The 14,854-nt window shown below is 60.6% G+C and carries 18 protein-coding genes; 14 read left to right on the top strand and 4 right to left on the bottom strand.

Features of this window, described 5'->3' with window-relative positions; translation table 11 throughout:
- The first annotated feature begins 319 nt into the window (after positions 1–319).
- From BGO62_RS02065 to BGO62_RS02030, 8 genes are all read left to right on the top strand, one after another.
- A complete protein-coding gene (locus tag BGO62_RS02065) occupies positions 320–559 on the top strand; it encodes an SHOCT domain-containing protein (protein WP_296638918.1) in 240 nt (79 codons plus the stop codon).
- Between the two features lie 233 nt (positions 560–792).
- Positions 793–1,215: a periplasmic heavy metal sensor gene (locus BGO62_RS02060; protein ID WP_296638917.1), complete on the top strand. Its 423-nt coding sequence runs from the start codon at positions 793–795 to the stop codon at positions 1,213–1,215.
- 67 nt (positions 1,216–1,282) lie between these two features.
- Positions 1,283–3,373: a copper-translocating P-type ATPase gene (locus BGO62_RS02055; RefSeq protein WP_296638916.1), complete on the top strand. Its 2,091-nt coding sequence runs from the start codon at positions 1,283–1,285 to the stop codon at positions 3,371–3,373.
- Between the two features lie 503 nt (positions 3,374–3,876).
- Positions 3,877–4,305 carry a heavy metal-responsive transcriptional regulator gene (locus tag BGO62_RS02050; protein WP_296638915.1) on the top strand — a complete coding sequence of 143 codons (429 nt, stop codon included), beginning with the start codon at positions 3,877–3,879 and terminating at the stop codon, positions 4,303–4,305.
- Entirely contained in the window at positions 4,302–4,574 is a 273-nt protein-coding gene (locus BGO62_RS02045; RefSeq protein WP_296638914.1) for a thioredoxin family protein, read from the top strand. Before BGO62_RS02050 ends, BGO62_RS02045 begins: the two co-directional genes overlap by 4 nt.
- Positions 4,571–5,185 carry a hypothetical protein gene (locus BGO62_RS02040; protein WP_296638913.1) on the top strand — a complete coding sequence of 205 codons (615 nt, stop codon included), beginning with the start codon at positions 4,571–4,573 and terminating at the stop codon, positions 5,183–5,185. Before BGO62_RS02045 ends, BGO62_RS02040 begins: the two co-directional genes overlap by 4 nt.
- 9 nt (positions 5,186–5,194) lie before the next feature.
- Positions 5,195–5,884, top strand: coding sequence for a cytochrome c biogenesis protein CcdA (locus BGO62_RS02035; RefSeq protein ID WP_296638912.1), 690 nt, complete (start codon positions 5,195–5,197; stop codon positions 5,882–5,884).
- A gap of 20 nt (positions 5,885–5,904) precedes the next feature.
- Positions 5,905–6,321: a DsrE family protein gene (locus tag BGO62_RS02030; protein ID WP_296638911.1), complete on the top strand. Its 417-nt coding sequence runs from the start codon at positions 5,905–5,907 to the stop codon at positions 6,319–6,321.
- A 13-nt stretch (positions 6,322–6,334) separates the two neighbouring features.
- Here BGO62_RS02030 and merA read toward each other — a convergent pair whose 3' ends face one another.
- From merA to merT, 3 genes are read right to left on the bottom strand one after another with little or no spacing between them, the layout of a single operon-like run.
- On the bottom strand, positions 6,335–7,960 hold the full coding sequence (merA, locus tag BGO62_RS02025; protein WP_296638910.1) for a mercury(II) reductase: 1,626 nt from the start codon (positions 7,958–7,960) through the stop codon (positions 6,335–6,337).
- The gene (gene merP, locus BGO62_RS02020) at positions 7,957–8,277 is read right to left on the bottom strand and encodes a mercury resistance system periplasmic binding protein MerP (protein WP_296638909.1); all 321 of its coding nucleotides are present in this window, start codon (positions 8,275–8,277) and stop codon (positions 7,957–7,959) included. The genes merA and merP overlap by 4 nt, the downstream gene beginning before the upstream one ends.
- Before the next feature lie 12 nt (positions 8,278–8,289).
- A complete protein-coding gene (gene merT, locus BGO62_RS02015; protein ID WP_296638908.1) occupies positions 8,290–8,643 on the bottom strand; it encodes a mercuric ion transporter MerT in 354 nt (117 codons plus the stop codon).
- A gap of 72 nt (positions 8,644–8,715) precedes the next feature.
- Between merT and merR the strand changes: the two genes are divergently transcribed.
- The 6 genes from merR (at position 8,716) to BGO62_RS01985 (ending at position 12,042) form a co-directional block, all read left to right on the top strand.
- On the top strand, positions 8,716–9,150 hold the full coding sequence (gene merR / locus BGO62_RS02010; protein WP_296638907.1) for an Hg(II)-responsive transcriptional regulator: 435 nt from the start codon (positions 8,716–8,718) through the stop codon (positions 9,148–9,150).
- Positions 9,151–9,189: 39 nt separating this feature from the next.
- Positions 9,190–9,432, top strand: a complete 243-nt coding sequence (locus tag BGO62_RS02005; RefSeq protein ID WP_296638906.1) for a hypothetical protein — start codon at positions 9,190–9,192, stop codon at positions 9,430–9,432.
- An 84-nt stretch (positions 9,433–9,516) separates the two neighbouring features.
- Positions 9,517–10,485: a tyrosine recombinase XerC gene (gene xerC / locus BGO62_RS02000; RefSeq protein ID WP_296638905.1), complete on the top strand. Its 969-nt coding sequence runs from the start codon at positions 9,517–9,519 to the stop codon at positions 10,483–10,485.
- 83 nt (positions 10,486–10,568) lie between these two features.
- Positions 10,569–10,823 (top strand): type II toxin-antitoxin system Phd/YefM family antitoxin, encoded by a 255-nt coding sequence (locus tag BGO62_RS01995; RefSeq protein WP_296638904.1) that lies wholly within the window; start codon positions 10,569–10,571, stop codon positions 10,821–10,823.
- Positions 10,823–11,362, top strand: coding sequence for a type II toxin-antitoxin system VapC family toxin (locus tag BGO62_RS01990; protein WP_296638903.1), 540 nt, complete (start codon positions 10,823–10,825; stop codon positions 11,360–11,362). Before BGO62_RS01995 ends, BGO62_RS01990 begins: the two co-directional genes overlap by 1 nt.
- Positions 11,363–11,541: 179 nt before the next feature.
- Positions 11,542–12,042 carry a hypothetical protein gene (locus tag BGO62_RS01985; RefSeq protein ID WP_296638902.1) on the top strand — a complete coding sequence of 167 codons (501 nt, stop codon included), beginning with the start codon at positions 11,542–11,544 and terminating at the stop codon, positions 12,040–12,042.
- A 7-nt stretch (positions 12,043–12,049) separates the two neighbouring features.
- Here BGO62_RS01985 and BGO62_RS01980 read toward each other — a convergent pair.
- The coding region (locus BGO62_RS01980) for a conjugal transfer protein TraG N-terminal domain-containing protein (RefSeq protein ID WP_296638901.1) at positions 12,050–14,854 on the bottom strand (2,805 nt) is incomplete at its 5' end.

The following is a 14,854-nucleotide window of genomic DNA, read 5'->3' as shown; positions in this document are numbered from 1 at the left end:
AGCGTAGCTGAGGTCACCGTGAGGCGCGCAGCATTTGGTTGGATAGGTTTTCTGCCTGTTCTGGATCGGGACCATCTTCGCAATTGCCGCCCTGATTAACTGAACGCCAGGCAAAGCGTCGGCTAAGTGGTTTGTGGTGGCCCTAAAAGTTATTAGCTGTTTACAACCGCAGCCTGCCCCTTGCGGGTGCATGCAGGAATCTAGTTAGATCAAGCGCCTGGGCCCGGCCTCAGCCGGGGTGACGACTGGTTCAGGATTTCCTAAGCGTATTGCAATCGAGCAGCCGGAAACGGCCGGAAGTGATGACAGGAGAACGACAATGATGGACGGTTATGGCATGGCAGGCGGTTTCGGATTCGGCGGGATTTTCATGATCCTGTGGTGGGTGCTCATCATCGTCGGCGTTGTCGCGCTGGTGAGATGGGTGGCCACGTCGTCCGGCGGTGACGCGCGCAGTGGCGGCGACAGCAAGGCGCTGGACATTCTTAAGCAACGGTATGCGCGCGGCGAAATCGACGAACAGGAGTTTCAGAAGAGAAAGCGCGATCTGACCGAGTAGACGGGCAACCCCGGGCGGACTGCGCATCCTGTTTGCAGAAAGGAGAAGAAATGAATCGGAAACACGGATTCTGGATCGCTTTGTGGGTGGTTCTCGTCGTCGTGACGGGATGGCTCGCATTCGGCCATGGCGGCATGGGCTACGGGCCGTGGCATGGCTAGGGACGGATGGGCGCCTGGGACAGCGGCTATCGTGCAGACCGCGGTCAGGGTGGGTACGGCATGGGACCCGGAATGATGGGGGACACGGCGCCGGGCCAGGGATGGGGCATGGGCAGGTTCCACGGGATGATGGGCCCGTATGGCGCGGGGATGCCGGGGATGGGCGCCGGAATGGGCTTAGGCATGACGCCCCCTGATCTGACGTCCGAACAGGCGCAGAAGATCGACCAGCTGCAACAGGAGGCCCTGGCGCGCACCCGCAGCCTGGCACAGCAGCTTTGGGCTGCGCACGACACACTCAATCGTTTGCATATGAACGAGAAGCGGGACTGGGACGCGATTCGCGCCGCCTCGCAGAAACTGTTCGAGCTTCAGCGCCAGCAACTCGAAGCAGCGATCGACCTGCAGCAAAAAATCGATGGCGTGTTGACGGATAGCCAGCGACGGGACATGGCGCGTTTCTGGCGGGGCCATGGAGGGATAGGCGCGCAATAAATCCCCCTTCAGCAGCTAGCCGCAGACAAGCGTCGATCGGATTCGACGACAGATGACGGAGAGGCAGATGGACGAACACGCCGGACACACATACGCAATCGAGAGCCCGCCGCCTCGAGGCGACGAACACGCCGCTCACGCGAAGGGCGCGCAGGGCAACCACGGCGGCCATGACCACGCCCACATGGTGGCGGATTTCAGACGACGCTTCTGGATTTCGCTGGCGCTGACGATTCCAATCCTGGCCTTGTCCTCCGGCCTGTGGGAGATGCTCGGCCTGGCGGCGCCGGTGGCGTTTCGCGGCGACGCCTATGTGCTGTTCGGCTTCTCCAGCATCGTATTCTTCTATGGCGGCTGGCCGTTCCTGAAGGGCTTCGGCGACGAACTCCGGCAGCGGCAGCCGGGCATGATGACGCTGATCGCGGTGGCCATCAGCGCGGCCTATTTCTATTCCAGTGCAGTCACCTTCGGCCTGCCCGGCATGGGCTTCTATTGGGAACTGGCGACCCTGATCGACATCATGCTGCTCGGCCACTGGATCGAGATGAAGTCGGTGCTTGGCGCTTCCGGCGCGCTCGAAGCCCTGGTGCGGCTGCTGCCTTCCGAAGCGCACCGCGTGGGGCCGGACGGCAACACCGAGGACATTCCCGTCGGCGACGTCGCACCCGGCGACCGCATCCTGGTGAAGCCGGGCGAACGCGTGCCCACCGACGGCATCATTGTCTCCGGCCAGACCAGCCTGGATGAATCCATGCTCACCGGGGAATCGAAGCCGGTGGAAAAAGGCGAGGGGGCCGAGGCCATCGGCGGGTCGGTCAACGGCGAAGGTGCGATCACCCTCGAAGTCAAAAAAACCGGCGGGCAGACCTATCTGTCGCAGGTCATGGAGATGGTGCGAAAAGCCCAGGAATCGCGCTCGCGCAGCCAGGACCTGGCCAACCGGGCGGCCGTGTGGCTGACCGCCATTGCGCTCGGCGGCGGCTTCGCCACCCTGTTCGTGTGGCTGACACTGGGACGCGATTTCGCCTTCGCCATGGAGCGCGCCGTCACCGTGATGGTGATTGCCTGTCCCCATGCCCTCGGCCTCGCCGTGCCGCTGGTCGTTGCGGTGAGCACCAGCATGTCCGCCTCGCATGGCCTGCTCATCCGCGACCGCGCGGCATTCGAGCGGGCGCGCAACCTGGGGGCCGTGGTGTTCGACAAGACCGGCACCCTGACCGAAGGCCGCTTCGGCGTCAGCGACATCGTGCCGCTGGGCGAGCTGGACGAGACCGCCTGCCTGCGCCTGGCCGCTGCGCTGGAGAGCCAGTCGGAGCATCCCATCGCCGCCGGCATCGTGCGCACGGCCAAGGAACGCCAGCTGGAATGGCCGCAGGCCAGCGACTTCAAGAACCTGACCGGCCGTGGCGCGCAGGCCGTGGTCGAAGGCCGGGAAATAAAAATGGTGAGCCCGGGCTATCTACGGGAACAGGGCATCCAGGTCCAGCACCCCAAACTCGAAGCGCTCGCCGCCGAAGGCAAGACCACCATCTTCCTGCTGGTGGACGGCCGCGCTGCCGCCGTGTTCGGACTGGCCGACGTGGTGCGCCCGGAATCGAAAGCGGCCATCGCGCGGCTCAAGGCCATGGGCATCCAGTGCATGATGCTCACCGGCGACTCGCAAGCGGTGGCGCAAACGGTTTCAAGGCAACTGGATCTGGACGATTTCTTCGCCGAAGTGCTGCCGGAGCAAAAGGCGGAGAAGATCCGCGAAGTGAAGGCCCGCGGCCTCACCGTGGCGATGGTCGGAGACGGCGTGAACGATGCGCCGGCACTGGTGGAGTCCGACCTGGGCGTGGCCATCGGCGCCGGGACCGACGTCGCGATCGAAGCCGCCGACATCGTGCTGGTGAGCAACAACCCGGAAGACGTGGCGGCAATACTGGGGCTGTCGCGCAAGACCTACGGCAAGATGGTCCAGAACCTGATCTGGGCCACCGGCTACAACGCCTTTGCGATTCCACTCGCGGCCGGCGTGGCGGCCCCTTGGGGTTTGCTGCTGACCCCGGCAGTGGGGGCCGTGCTGATGTCGGCGAGCACCGTGATCGTGGCGATCAATGCCAAGCTGTTGGGGCGGGGCGGGATGCCCGCCGCGGCCCATGCAGAAGGCCGCTCATAAATGGCAATCCATCATTGTGCGATGGCAATCGGCAGCACCGATTTTGTATTGAGCGGCGAGAGCGGGGAGGGTTGATTTTTGAGCATCAAGCATATAGCGGTTGCTGGAGACGCCGTCGTCATCACATATGACTTGTTGCAGACGGCCGCCGTACAGATTGAAGCACGCATTAGGTTCGGAAAAGGCTAGCCACGCACGAAGGTCACTTCATGAAAACGTGACGATCGAAATCAAAGGGCTGTTGTCGGGCGCTGAGTGCGCACGGCATCGAGAAGCAGCTCCTGAGGCTCACAAGCGTATGGTTTGACTGTAGCGTGTGCGATCCGGTCAAGCAAGCCGGAGCCTGCCCGGAATCAAGCAGAAGGCGCTGCACACCAGTTGGCGCAAGCAGCCATTCGACAACCAAGCACCCACGCGCTCTGCCTCCAGATCGCTGTAACAATTCCTCTTGACCATGGTCCCGACTCCAAGGTTTAGACTACCGGTCAATGAAGGAGTCAGTCATGCGCACCATCGGAAAACTCGCACGCGAAACCGACGTCACGGCCGACACGGTTCGTTATTACGAGAAGGAGGGTCTGCTCGCGCCTGCCACCAAGACCGGGGCCGGCTATCGTCTCTATGACGAGGATGCCGTGCGGCGCCTGCGTTTCATCAGGCAGGCGCAGCAGTGCGGCTTCAGCCTGTCGGAAATCCGGGAACTGCTGACCCTGAAAAACAGCGACGCGGCCTGCTGCAAGGACGTCAAGAGCGTGGCCATCGCCAAGAAACTGCAACTGGAACACAAGATCCGCGCGCTGCAGGCCATGTCCGGCGCGCTTTCCGGGCTGATCGCCATCTGCGATGACGAGACCCGTCCGCTGGACGAGTGCCCCATCCTCGCGGCACTGGAAAACAGCATGGCCAAACAAGGCAAAGGAGAAAAACGATGATCAAGATCGAAGTGTTTTCCTCGCCGGGCTGCGGCAAATGCGGCCAGGCCAGGACCATGCTCAAGGCGGTCGCGGAAGAGTTGGGCGCGGACAAGGTGCAGTGGCGCGACGTGAACATCCTGGAGGAAATGAATTACGCCGTGGACCTCGGCGTGATGGTGTCGCCCTCCATCGCCATCGACGGAAAACTCGTGTTCGCGTCGCTGCCCAGTGCCGGCAAACTGCGGGCGGAACTCGAAAAGCGGCTCCAACAGGGACATGCAGCATGAGCACCTTGTTGCTCGTGACGGCGGCGGGGCTGGGTCTGCTGGCCTTTTTCGAACCCTGCACCATCGCCACGCATACCCTGTTCGCCGCCCGCAGCAGCCATGACGTGGCGCGCCAGCGTCGCGCGGCGCTCGCCCAACTGGTCCTTTCGCGAAGCGCCTTGCTGGCAGGCCTCTTCGGCGCCGCTGCCGCCATCGGTCTCGACGGGCTCTCCGCGCCACAGGCGGCGCTTATGCTCGGCATCATCGGCGCGGTCTATCTGGTGACCCGCCGGGTTTATCTGCCGGTTCCCCATCTCGAATTCTTTCGCCTCATCCCGGGTGGGCGCCGCCTGCCGCAGGCGCTCAGGCTGGGCCTGACGCTGCCCGCCTGCACCCTGCCGCTGGTGGCCGTGGTCGGCGTCATCGCCGCCCTGAGCCAGCGCATCGACCTCGCGCTCGGGGCGGGGCTGGCCTTCGCCGGGATGTTTTCGCTGCCCACGGTATGGGACAGCCTGCATGGCTTGAATGCGGCGCATCTGGCATTCCTGGGCAAGGCCGCCGGAGCGAGCCCCTACGTGACGGCCCTGTTGCTGTGGGGCGGCGCTTTTCTGATCTGGCAGACAGGCATCTGAAACATGGACATGACCGCATTGCAAACGACACTGGAGCAGGCAAGCCTCGCATCGCTGGGGGTCGGTTTTGCCGCAGGCTTTATCTTCAGTTTCAACCCGGTGGCGCTGGCCGCCATTCCGGTTTCGCTCGCCTATGTGACCAAGGCCCATGAGACGAAGCGCGCCGTGCGCTTCGGCGCCATGTTCATCGCCGGCATGGTCCTGATGCATGTGTTCCTGGGTGCGGCGGCCGGCCTGGGCGGGATGTGGGTGCAAACACTCCTGGGCCGGGAATGGGGGCTGGTGCTGGGGCCGCTCCTGATCCTGCTGGGCCTGATGTGGCCGGGATGGATCAGGCTGCCGCTTCCCGTCATCCGGTTTCGCGCCAGGCGCGCCGAGAACGGCTGGGGCGCGTTCGCTCTGGGCATTCCGTTTTCAGTGGCGATATGTCCATTCTGCGCGCCAGCCTTGGTGATCCTGCTGGGCGTGGCCACCGGCATCGGCTCGCCGCTGTTCGGCGCGACGCTGCTGCTGGCGTTCGCCCTTGGGCGCGCGGTGCCGATCATCCTGGGCGCGTGGGCGGTGGGCTGGCTGGAAAGCCTGAAGCCGCTGCGGCATGCGCAGAAAATCTTCGAGGTTATCGGCGCGCTGCTCCTGATTCTCTCCGGGCTTTACATGCTGAATGCCTATTTCTTTTTCATCCCCGGTCTTGCCGCGTAGGAGGCTTCATGAGGTTTGCATTGCGTGCATGGCTGTTGTCCTGCGTTTTGTCTGGATTGTTCGGCATCAATGCCCAGGCGGCCGGGCCGAAGCCGGTTCTGTTCGTCATGCAAATGACCATCGGCGATTCCGATGCGCAGCGGCGCGCATTCATGCAAATCGCCAAGGTGCTGGAGGATATCGGTCCGCACAAGGTGAGAATCGAGGTGGTGGCCTACGAGGGTGGCATTGCCTCGCTGCTGGCCGACAACAACGATACTGCGACGCTGCTCGCCGCGCTGGCGCGGGAAGGCGTTCGCTTCAAGGCTTGCCGCATCAGTATGCGTGGGCAAGGGTACACCGATGCCGATTTCCCGCTGGAGGTAGAGTTCGTCCCCGCCGGCGCGCCGGAGATGATTCGCCTGCAGATGGAAAATTACCGCTACTGGCGTCCCTGAGCGCCAGAGCGAGTCACCCAGCGCAGCAGGACAACTGCTTCACGTCCTTGGTGAAGGTCTGGGCGCAGAGCTTCAGCCCCTCTACCATGGTGAGGTAAGGGAACAGTTGCCCGGCCAGATCGGCGACCGTCATACGGTTGCGAATAGCCAGCGCGGCAGTCTGGATGATCTCGCCGCCTTCTCCCGCCAACACCTGTGCACCCAGCAGGTGCCCGGTATTTTTGTCCGCCACCAGTTTGATGAAGCCACGCGTGTCGAAATTCGCCAGTGCGCGCGGCACATTGTCGAGCGTAAGGGTGCGGCTGTCGGTTTCCATTCCAAGCGTATTTGCCTGCGCTTCGGTGAGGCCCACCGTGGCCACTTGCGGGTCGGTGAACACCACCGCCGGCACCACCGAGAGATCAAGCACGGCATCGCCGCCGGTCATGTTAATGGCCGCGCGGGTGCCGGCCGCCGCCGCCACGTACACGAACTGCGGCGCAGTGGTGCAGTCGCCGACCGCATAGATGTGGGGTACGGAAGTGCGCAGATGGTCGTCTACGACGATGGCGCCGCTGGCATCCATGGTTACGCCCGCGCGCGCGAGATCGAGCCCCGCTGTGTTGGGTTTGCGTCCGGTGGCGATGAGTAGGCGGTCACCGCTGAGCGCACCTATGCTTGTTTCAAGCTCAAATACCTTGCCGTCGAAGCGTACGGATTTCACGGCGGCGTTCGTGAGAACCCGCATGCCCTCTTCTTCCAGTGCCGCTTTGAGCCCGTCGCCAATGGCCGGGTCTTCCTTCGACAACAGCGTGCCGCGTGCCACGAGGGTGACGCGACTGCCCAAGCGCAGATACGCCTGCGCGAGTTCCAGCGCGACCACCGAGCCGCCGTATACGATCAGATGGGTCGGCGTTTCCTCGGCGATCAATGCCTCGGTCGAAGTCCAGAACGGCGTTCCGGCGAGACCTGGCACGTCCGGAATCTGCGGCGAGCGGCCAGTGGCGATCAGGATGTGGTCGGGCGTGCGGCGCTGTTCGCTGCCGTCGACTTGGCGCACGACGAGGGTCCTGGCATCCTCGAAGCGCGCGAAGCCGCGCAGCAGTTTAATGCCGGGATTGCTTTCCAGAATGCTTTCGTATTTGGCGTGGCGCAGTTCTTCCACCCGCGCCTGCTGCTGCGCGACCAGTGCCTTGCGATCCAGCACGGGCGCATGCTTGGCCAGACCAGGAAACGGGTGTTTGGCTTGCAGATGCGCCACGTGGGCTGCGCGAATCAGAATTTTCGACGGCACGCAGCCGACATTGACGCAGGTGCCGCCGACGATACCTGCTTCGATCACGGTCACTTCAGCGCCTTCTTCCACTGCGCGGATGGCGGCCGCGAAGGCGCCCGAGCCGGTGCCGATGATGGCGACGCTGAGTTTGGCTTCGGTCTTGGGCGAGGCGCTGCGCGCGACTTCCGCGCCGAAGCCCTTGGCGCGCACGGCATCGAGCAGAGCTGATGCTGGAACGTCGCTTGCGGCTTCAACCTGGACGGTGCCTGCGGCGTAGGACACGTCGGCACGGCTTACGCCTGCGACCGACAACAGTGCTTGTTTCACGGATGCGGCGCAATGGTCGCAGGTCATGCCCGTTAGGTGGAGGATCTGCTCGCTCATTTGGTTTTTTCACCTTTCACGGTGGATTCATAGCCCGCCTCGAAGGTGGCGTCTTCCAGCGCCTTGACGCTGGTTTTGGCATCGTCGAAGGTCACGACGGCTTCTTTTTTCTCGAAGGAAACGACCGCCTTCGACACACCCGGCACCTTGACCAGCGCCTTCTTCACGGTGATCGGGCAGACCGCGCAGTACATGCCGGGCACGGACAGCGTGACGGTGCGCACGGCGGCGAATGCGGCATCGGCGAAAGCGAAAGCGAAAGCCAGGATTGAGGCGAGAATCAGTTTTTTGGCTTGCGCCGAAACGAGCGTTTTCATGACGAGACTCCTTTAGTAAAACAGCGGGGCGAGGTAGGGAAAGATCAGGGCGAGAACGACAAGCACGGCCACCATCCAAAACAGAACCTTATAGATGCGGTTGGTCTGGGGCATGGCGCACAGCGAACCTGGCGTGCAGGCCGCCGCTGGAGCGCGGTAGATTTTTTTCCAGGCGAAGAACAGGGCAATGACGGCCGCCCCGAGGAAGTAGGGCCGAAACTGCTCCAGCACGGCGAGATTGGCCACCCAGGCGCCGCCGACGCCGAGCATGACCAGCACCAGCGGGCCGATACAACACAGGGAAGCGGCGATAGCGGCGATGACGCCGCCGATGAGCGGCAAGCGCCCGGCTTTCTCTTGCAACATGTTTTTCTCCCTTCCGGATCTTGGATGAATAGCGTAACGTTACTTCCGTAGTCATGTACGGAGTCAAGCGGTATGGGGATCAATCTGGAAAATCTGACCATCGGCGCCTTCGCCAAGGCGGCCGGGGTCAATGTGGAAACCATCCGCTTCTATCAGCGCAAGGGCTTGCTGCCGGAGCCGGACAAGCCCTACGGCAGTATTCGCCGATATGGTGAGGCGGATGTGACGCGCGTGCGGTTCGTGAAATCGGCCCAACGGTTGGGTTTCAGCCTGGACGAAATCGCAGAGTTGCTGCGGCTGGAGGACGGCACCCACTGCGAGGAAGCCAGCCACTTAGCCGAGCACAAGCTCAAAGACGTGCGAGAGAAGTTGGCTGATCTGGCGAGCATGGAGTCTGTGCTGTCCGAGCTTGTGTGCGCCTGCCACGCGCGGAAGGGGAACGTGTCTTGCCCGCTGATTGCGTCGCTACAAGGGGAGAAAGCCCTTTCCTACGCTGGCGCGGAGTAGTCGAGGATCACCAGTAACGGCGATCGAGGGGTCGATTCCATGGTTGCAACCAACAGGGAAAGACAGGCCGCGTTCAAGAGGAATATACGGGATGCCGGGCTCGAAGCGCGCTGGAACGAGCTGGATGCACTGGTTGAAGAAATCAATCTGCTCAAAGACAATCTGAAAAAGCGTGAACTTGAGCTTTTCCGGAAGCCCAAAATGGCCAGCACGGTCGCTCAGGAAGCGATATGCTATCTGCGAATAGCATATGCTCCTGGAACGGATTGGCGATCTTCATGATCACGGCCTGGATCCTTGGGTAAACGGTAGTACCCGGGCGGAGATCATCCCCGCCCGGTTGAGAAACTGAGACCATGAGACTTGATGATGTCCGACATGGACAATAAGGAAGCCACGACGCTTTCCCGACAGCATGTTGCGGCCTACCTCCAACACCTCGCGGCCGAGAGGCGGCTTTCTCCGAACACGCTTGAAAGTTACCAGCGGGACCTTCTTTTTTTGCTCCAGACAACTGAAGAAAGCGGGAAAGCACTGGCTGACGCAGTGGCCTCCGATGTGCGGGACGCGATCGTCAAGCTCAGGAAGAAAAGCCTATCGCCGGCGAGCGTGGCCAGACATATATCAAGCTGGCGTGGATTCTATTCATACGCCATCCAGAGATTCGGATACCTGAACAACCCATGTGTCGGGCAAAAAGGTCCGAAGGTAAAGCGGGCCCTTCCCAAGACGCTTTCACCCGACAGTTGCGCCCAGCTCCTCGATGGCAAGAAGGAACAAGATATTGACTCGAATGTCTTGCTGGCACGTGACCACGCCATGTTCGAGCTGCTTTATTCTTCAGGCTTGCGAGTGTCCGAGCTGACGGGCATGGATTTCATTGATATCGATCTGAAAGCAGGGGAGGCACGGGTTACCGGCAAGGGCAGCAAAACGCGCCTGGTGCCGGTAGGCAGGCAAGCGTGCAAAGCGATCAAGACCTGGTTGAGCTGGCGCCAGGCACTTCTTGGCGGTAACGATACTCCCGCATTGTTCCTCAGTCGCTGGGGGAGACGCCTTTCGGTGCGCAGCGTACAGATGCGTCTCGATCACTGGGTCTCGCAGTCCGGGTTGGGGCAATCAGTACACCCGCACATGCTCCGCCACGCTTTTGCCAGTCATATGCTTCAATCGTCAGGTGATCTCCGGGCGGTCCAGGAGATGCTTGGCCACGCCAACATCACCACCACCCAGATCTATACTCACTTGGACTGGCAACACTTGGCGAAGGTATATGACTCGGCTCACCCCAGGGCCAAACGCAGCAAACCAGTGGGCGGCACCGAGAATACCTAGCCATATAGTCATTCGCCACCGTAATTGCAAAAATGAATTAAAGTAGTAACATTTCTACATAATGTTTGCTTTGAGGTGACGTCATGTCCATCACGACCCTATCGAGCCGCGAGTTTAACCAGGACGCTAGCCGGGCCAAGAAGGCTGCGAAGCATGGCCCAGTATTCATCACGGATCGCGGCAAACCTGCGCATGTGCTGCTGTGCATTGAGGAGTACCAGCGGATAACGGGTGGCCATCAGAAGATTGCCGATCTGCTGGCAATGCCGGGTATCGAGGACGTTGAATTCGAGATTCCGCAACTGCGGGATCTTGCTCGGCCGGCGGAACTCGCCTGATGTTCCTCCTCGATACCAATGTGGTATCGGAACTTCGCAAAATTCGCCTTGGTAAGGCCGATGCGCACGTTGCCAGATGGGCCGATAGTGTCGAAGCCGTAGATCTTTATCTGTCAGTGATTACGATCCAGGAACTGGAGATCGGTGTGTTGCTTGCAGAGCGGCGGGGTGCGGCGCAAGGTGAAGTTTTCCGGGCATGGCTGGGTAGCCACGTCATGCCAGCTTTCTCAGGTCGTATCTTGCCCATCGATACAGCGGTTGCGCTGTGTAGTGCGAGGCTTCATGTACCAGACCCGCGTCCAGTCAGGGATTGCCTGATAGCAGCAACGGCGCTGGTACATGGCATGACCGTCGTAACTCGAAACGTGGCCGACTTTGATTCAACCGGCGTACCAGTTTTGAATCCGTGGACCATTTCCGCCTATGAGGCGAATGATGGTGAACTGACCGAGAAACAGTTGACCGAGATTCGGAAGGCGAGCCCTCAAGGGAAAGCGCGCCGGGTCAGAACCCGGCTTTCTGACGAGAGAAAAAAGTAGTTTGTGAAAGCAGATGAAATCGTAACCGTGACTTTTCTCGCTTCTGTGTGTGCAAAGGTATCAGAAGCCACGATAACTCGTGCCGCAACGCATCCGCGAGCAAGATGATGCGTTAGATGGGGAGGGTGGTATGCCCTCCTGAGTAACATCGCAGGAGAGCAGGAAAAAGGAGAAAAAATATGAAAACTCAAACCCGCCGAATTCTGTACCCGCTTGCGGGCGCAGCGCTTGGCATGCTTGCCGGTGCCGGTTTTGGCATGGACAAAGGCATCGCGGCGAGTGCGGCCTTCTTCGGCTTTGTGGGCTTCGGCTTGGGCTACGCTCTGCATGACTTCAACTGGAAACGCAACCGCAAAACCGCCTTGGCTCTGCTGCTGGCCTTCCTGACGCCGATCATCGGATTTTCCTGGTTGATGGCTCCCCATGTATTCGGCCTGGCGCAAGTTGCTGTGATCGCGCTGACTGTCGGCCCGGCCATCGGCGGTCTGCTCGCGCTCGTCGTCTACGCTGCTGCAAATACCTTCGGACTGATCGATGAGGCGCAGGGCTGGCCTGCTGGCGGGGTGAGGGGGAGCGAATCTTGGGAGACGCCTGAACCGACTGAACGTCTTTTTGATCATCACCACGATCCTGTTTTCAGCGATTTTCCGACAAACATACATCACACGACCAGCAACTAATCACGAGCTAATTCTTTTCGCCTTCAACTTTTCCGTCAGGCCGATATCCAACCTTTTCCTGGAACTGCTCAAGGGTAGGTTCGGCTCTTGGTACTTTGATTCCCGCGACCTCGTTCGGGAGCGATTGTTGCAGCGATAACGTCATGTCGGCGGTGGCGGCGTTCTCCGCCGTATTCATGAGCTTGTTGTGGGTCGCCACACTATGCGATTGAGGCGCGGCATCGCCTGCCTCTCCCTGGTAGCGCAATTCTCCTGATTCCTGCTTCGCCTCGTGGTGGTCCATCGCCTTTTGCTGCGTCTCCTTGCCTTGGTCGTGATAGTCCTGGGCATTGCCCGGCAGATCGCTGTTCGAGTTGGCGGCTGCGGATCCGGCGCCGACAGGCACGCCTGATTTTGGAACGTCCTTGAGATGGCCTGAATGCAGGGCACGTATCTGGTTTGCCAAGGCCGGATCATCCATCATGGCTTGTGCCAGCGCCTGGACTTCCTCTGGGGTGGCATGTACCGCTGTGCCATCCTGGTATGCGGATGGCAATTGGCCGCCCTGATCGTATCCCATGGTCTTCAGACCATTGAGCGCCACCTGGTCGCGTTGTCCGGGTGGTGCGGCTTCGACGGCGTCGACCAACGCCAACGCGGCATTCGTTTTTGCCGGATCCTTGAGCGGATCGTAACTGACGCCCACTCCGCGGGATGAGCCCTGATTGGCCTGTTGGGTAAGGTCTTCAGCCTGGCGGAATTCAGCTTGCGCCTGGTCGAGGTGCGTGCGCCGGCTACTAAGTGTCGCCCCTGTGGTTTGGCTGTCCGCATCCTGGCCAAGCGCCAAATGCCGGAAATCGCGGTCTTTCTCCAGCCGATCAAAGAATGCCTGCCTCGCATCGGCATTGCCCAGCACCGCGCTTTTCTCACCGGTGCGACTTTGCTTTTCAATCCCCGCTGCATATAGCTGGGCAACATCAATGCCAGCACCAAAATTGACCTTGACCCCTGATCTTCCGCTTCTCGATTCCCGCGACTGGATTCCCCCGTCACCCGAAGTCGGATCCTTGCTGGTTGCCGGCGCCACAGTCTGGGACTCTCCGAGGCCAGTGTCTACGCCTGCGCCTGCCTGAACCTTACCTGTCTGCGATGCCCGATTTGATGTCGTATAAGTCGCGCCGCTCCCCGACTCCTCACCTGAACTTGCCGACTTACCAAATGATCCCGTGAAATCACCTCCCGAGCTCGATCTGCCGCCAAAGCCACTCTGGTTGGTGGTGGCGAGCGACGACAGATGAGCGCGGGCTTTGGACAGAATGGTTTCTTCTGCCTTTCCTGCGGCGATGGTATGAGCTTGCCCGGCCGAGGCATGTTTACCGGCTTGCTGGAGCAGACCGGCGTTCTGACCGGCTGTGACAGAAGCCCCCACCCTCAGGGCATTCATAGGTTGCGCTGCGGTAGATGTTCCATTTCCATAGGACGACATCACCGTACCGTCCGCTCCGACAGCCTGGTCGATCGCGGCACCATGCCGGTTCATCGGCGCGGCATTCCATTGATCCGCACTTCTATTGTTCGCGCTCCAGTTCCCCATGGTGACATTGCCCCATTGAGTGTTGCCAGCGCTGATATTCCCGGTACCGACCTGCGCGCCTGCGGTTTGAGCGGAGGAATTTGCCGGGCTCATGACGCCTGATATGACGCTGGTGAAAGATGCCGCGCTGACATTGGTCAGCATGTAGGCGATGACCGGTACCGAGAGCGTGAGAATACCGGCAACACCCTGATCGGAAATCATGGAGTGCATCAACGCCTGATGGCTTGCGTAGGAGAGGGGATTCATCCCGTCGACGGCAGCCTTGGCACCGAGCGTCGCGTACCAGCTGGTGAAGAAATTCAGCGCTGCGTAAACCGGCGCCCAGAGGTTGATCCATAACAAGGCCATTAGATAGGTTTTGAGAACCAGGCCACCCTTTGATCCGGCCACAATGATCAGGAGCATGACGATGGGAAACAGCGCCAGAATCACGATATGGATGGCGTTTCGGATCAGGGGCATGGACGATTCGGCGATCTTGGCCATGGTCCGATAGCTGCTGTTTGCGCTGGCAGATGCCATCGCCGTCGATAGCGCGACCTGCGCCGATGTCGTATCGCCGATCATCTGTGGCACGAAAACCGTGGAGTCCGCGATCAGGTTGATCATCGCCGCTTGCTTAATGGATTCCTGCGCGGTTTGACTCACCCCGAAAATAAAGTTGTCTACGGCAGGTAATTGAGCGGCCACCAGCGCAGAGGCAGCTGCAGAGGTAGGCGAGCTCGGGTTGAGCATCCTACCCAGGCGGGGCAGGATGTCATTTGAAACATGCGGGTTGATCTGGGCATCAATGTAAGACCAGGCCTGATCACAGCCGACTACCTTGTAGACGCCTGCAGCGTTGTCATAAACCTGAACCAGCAGTCCGGGGTTCATCTGGGGAGCGATGTCTGCCCAGATGTCGCCAGACTTCATGATCTGATCGAAAAAAGGTCCGTTGTTGTTCAGTTCCGGGTAAACACAATCCTTGGTCAGGTTGGTCAGGGAGCTGACCAGATTGGGATCGTAGAAGCGCACGCTCTGTCTATCCTTGATGGCACGCGATCCGAACATGAAGCCGGTCTTCTCAAAGGAGATATCGCCAGGAAGTGCGAATACCGTTTCGCTTACTTTGGTGAGCCAATAGCCGATGTGGCTTTCCGCACTGGCAAAAACCGCGAGCCCCAGAGGGACGTTGGCCACTGTGTACGTACCGGAACCACCAGCCACGTCGACAACAACCACGTCTTTCTTGGG

Source organism: Thiobacillus sp. 65-1402 (assembly GCF_001897685.1).
Classification (GTDB): Bacteria; Pseudomonadota; Gammaproteobacteria; order Burkholderiales; family Thiobacillaceae; genus Thiobacillus.
This window is presented reverse-complemented; position numbering and strand designations above follow the sequence as displayed.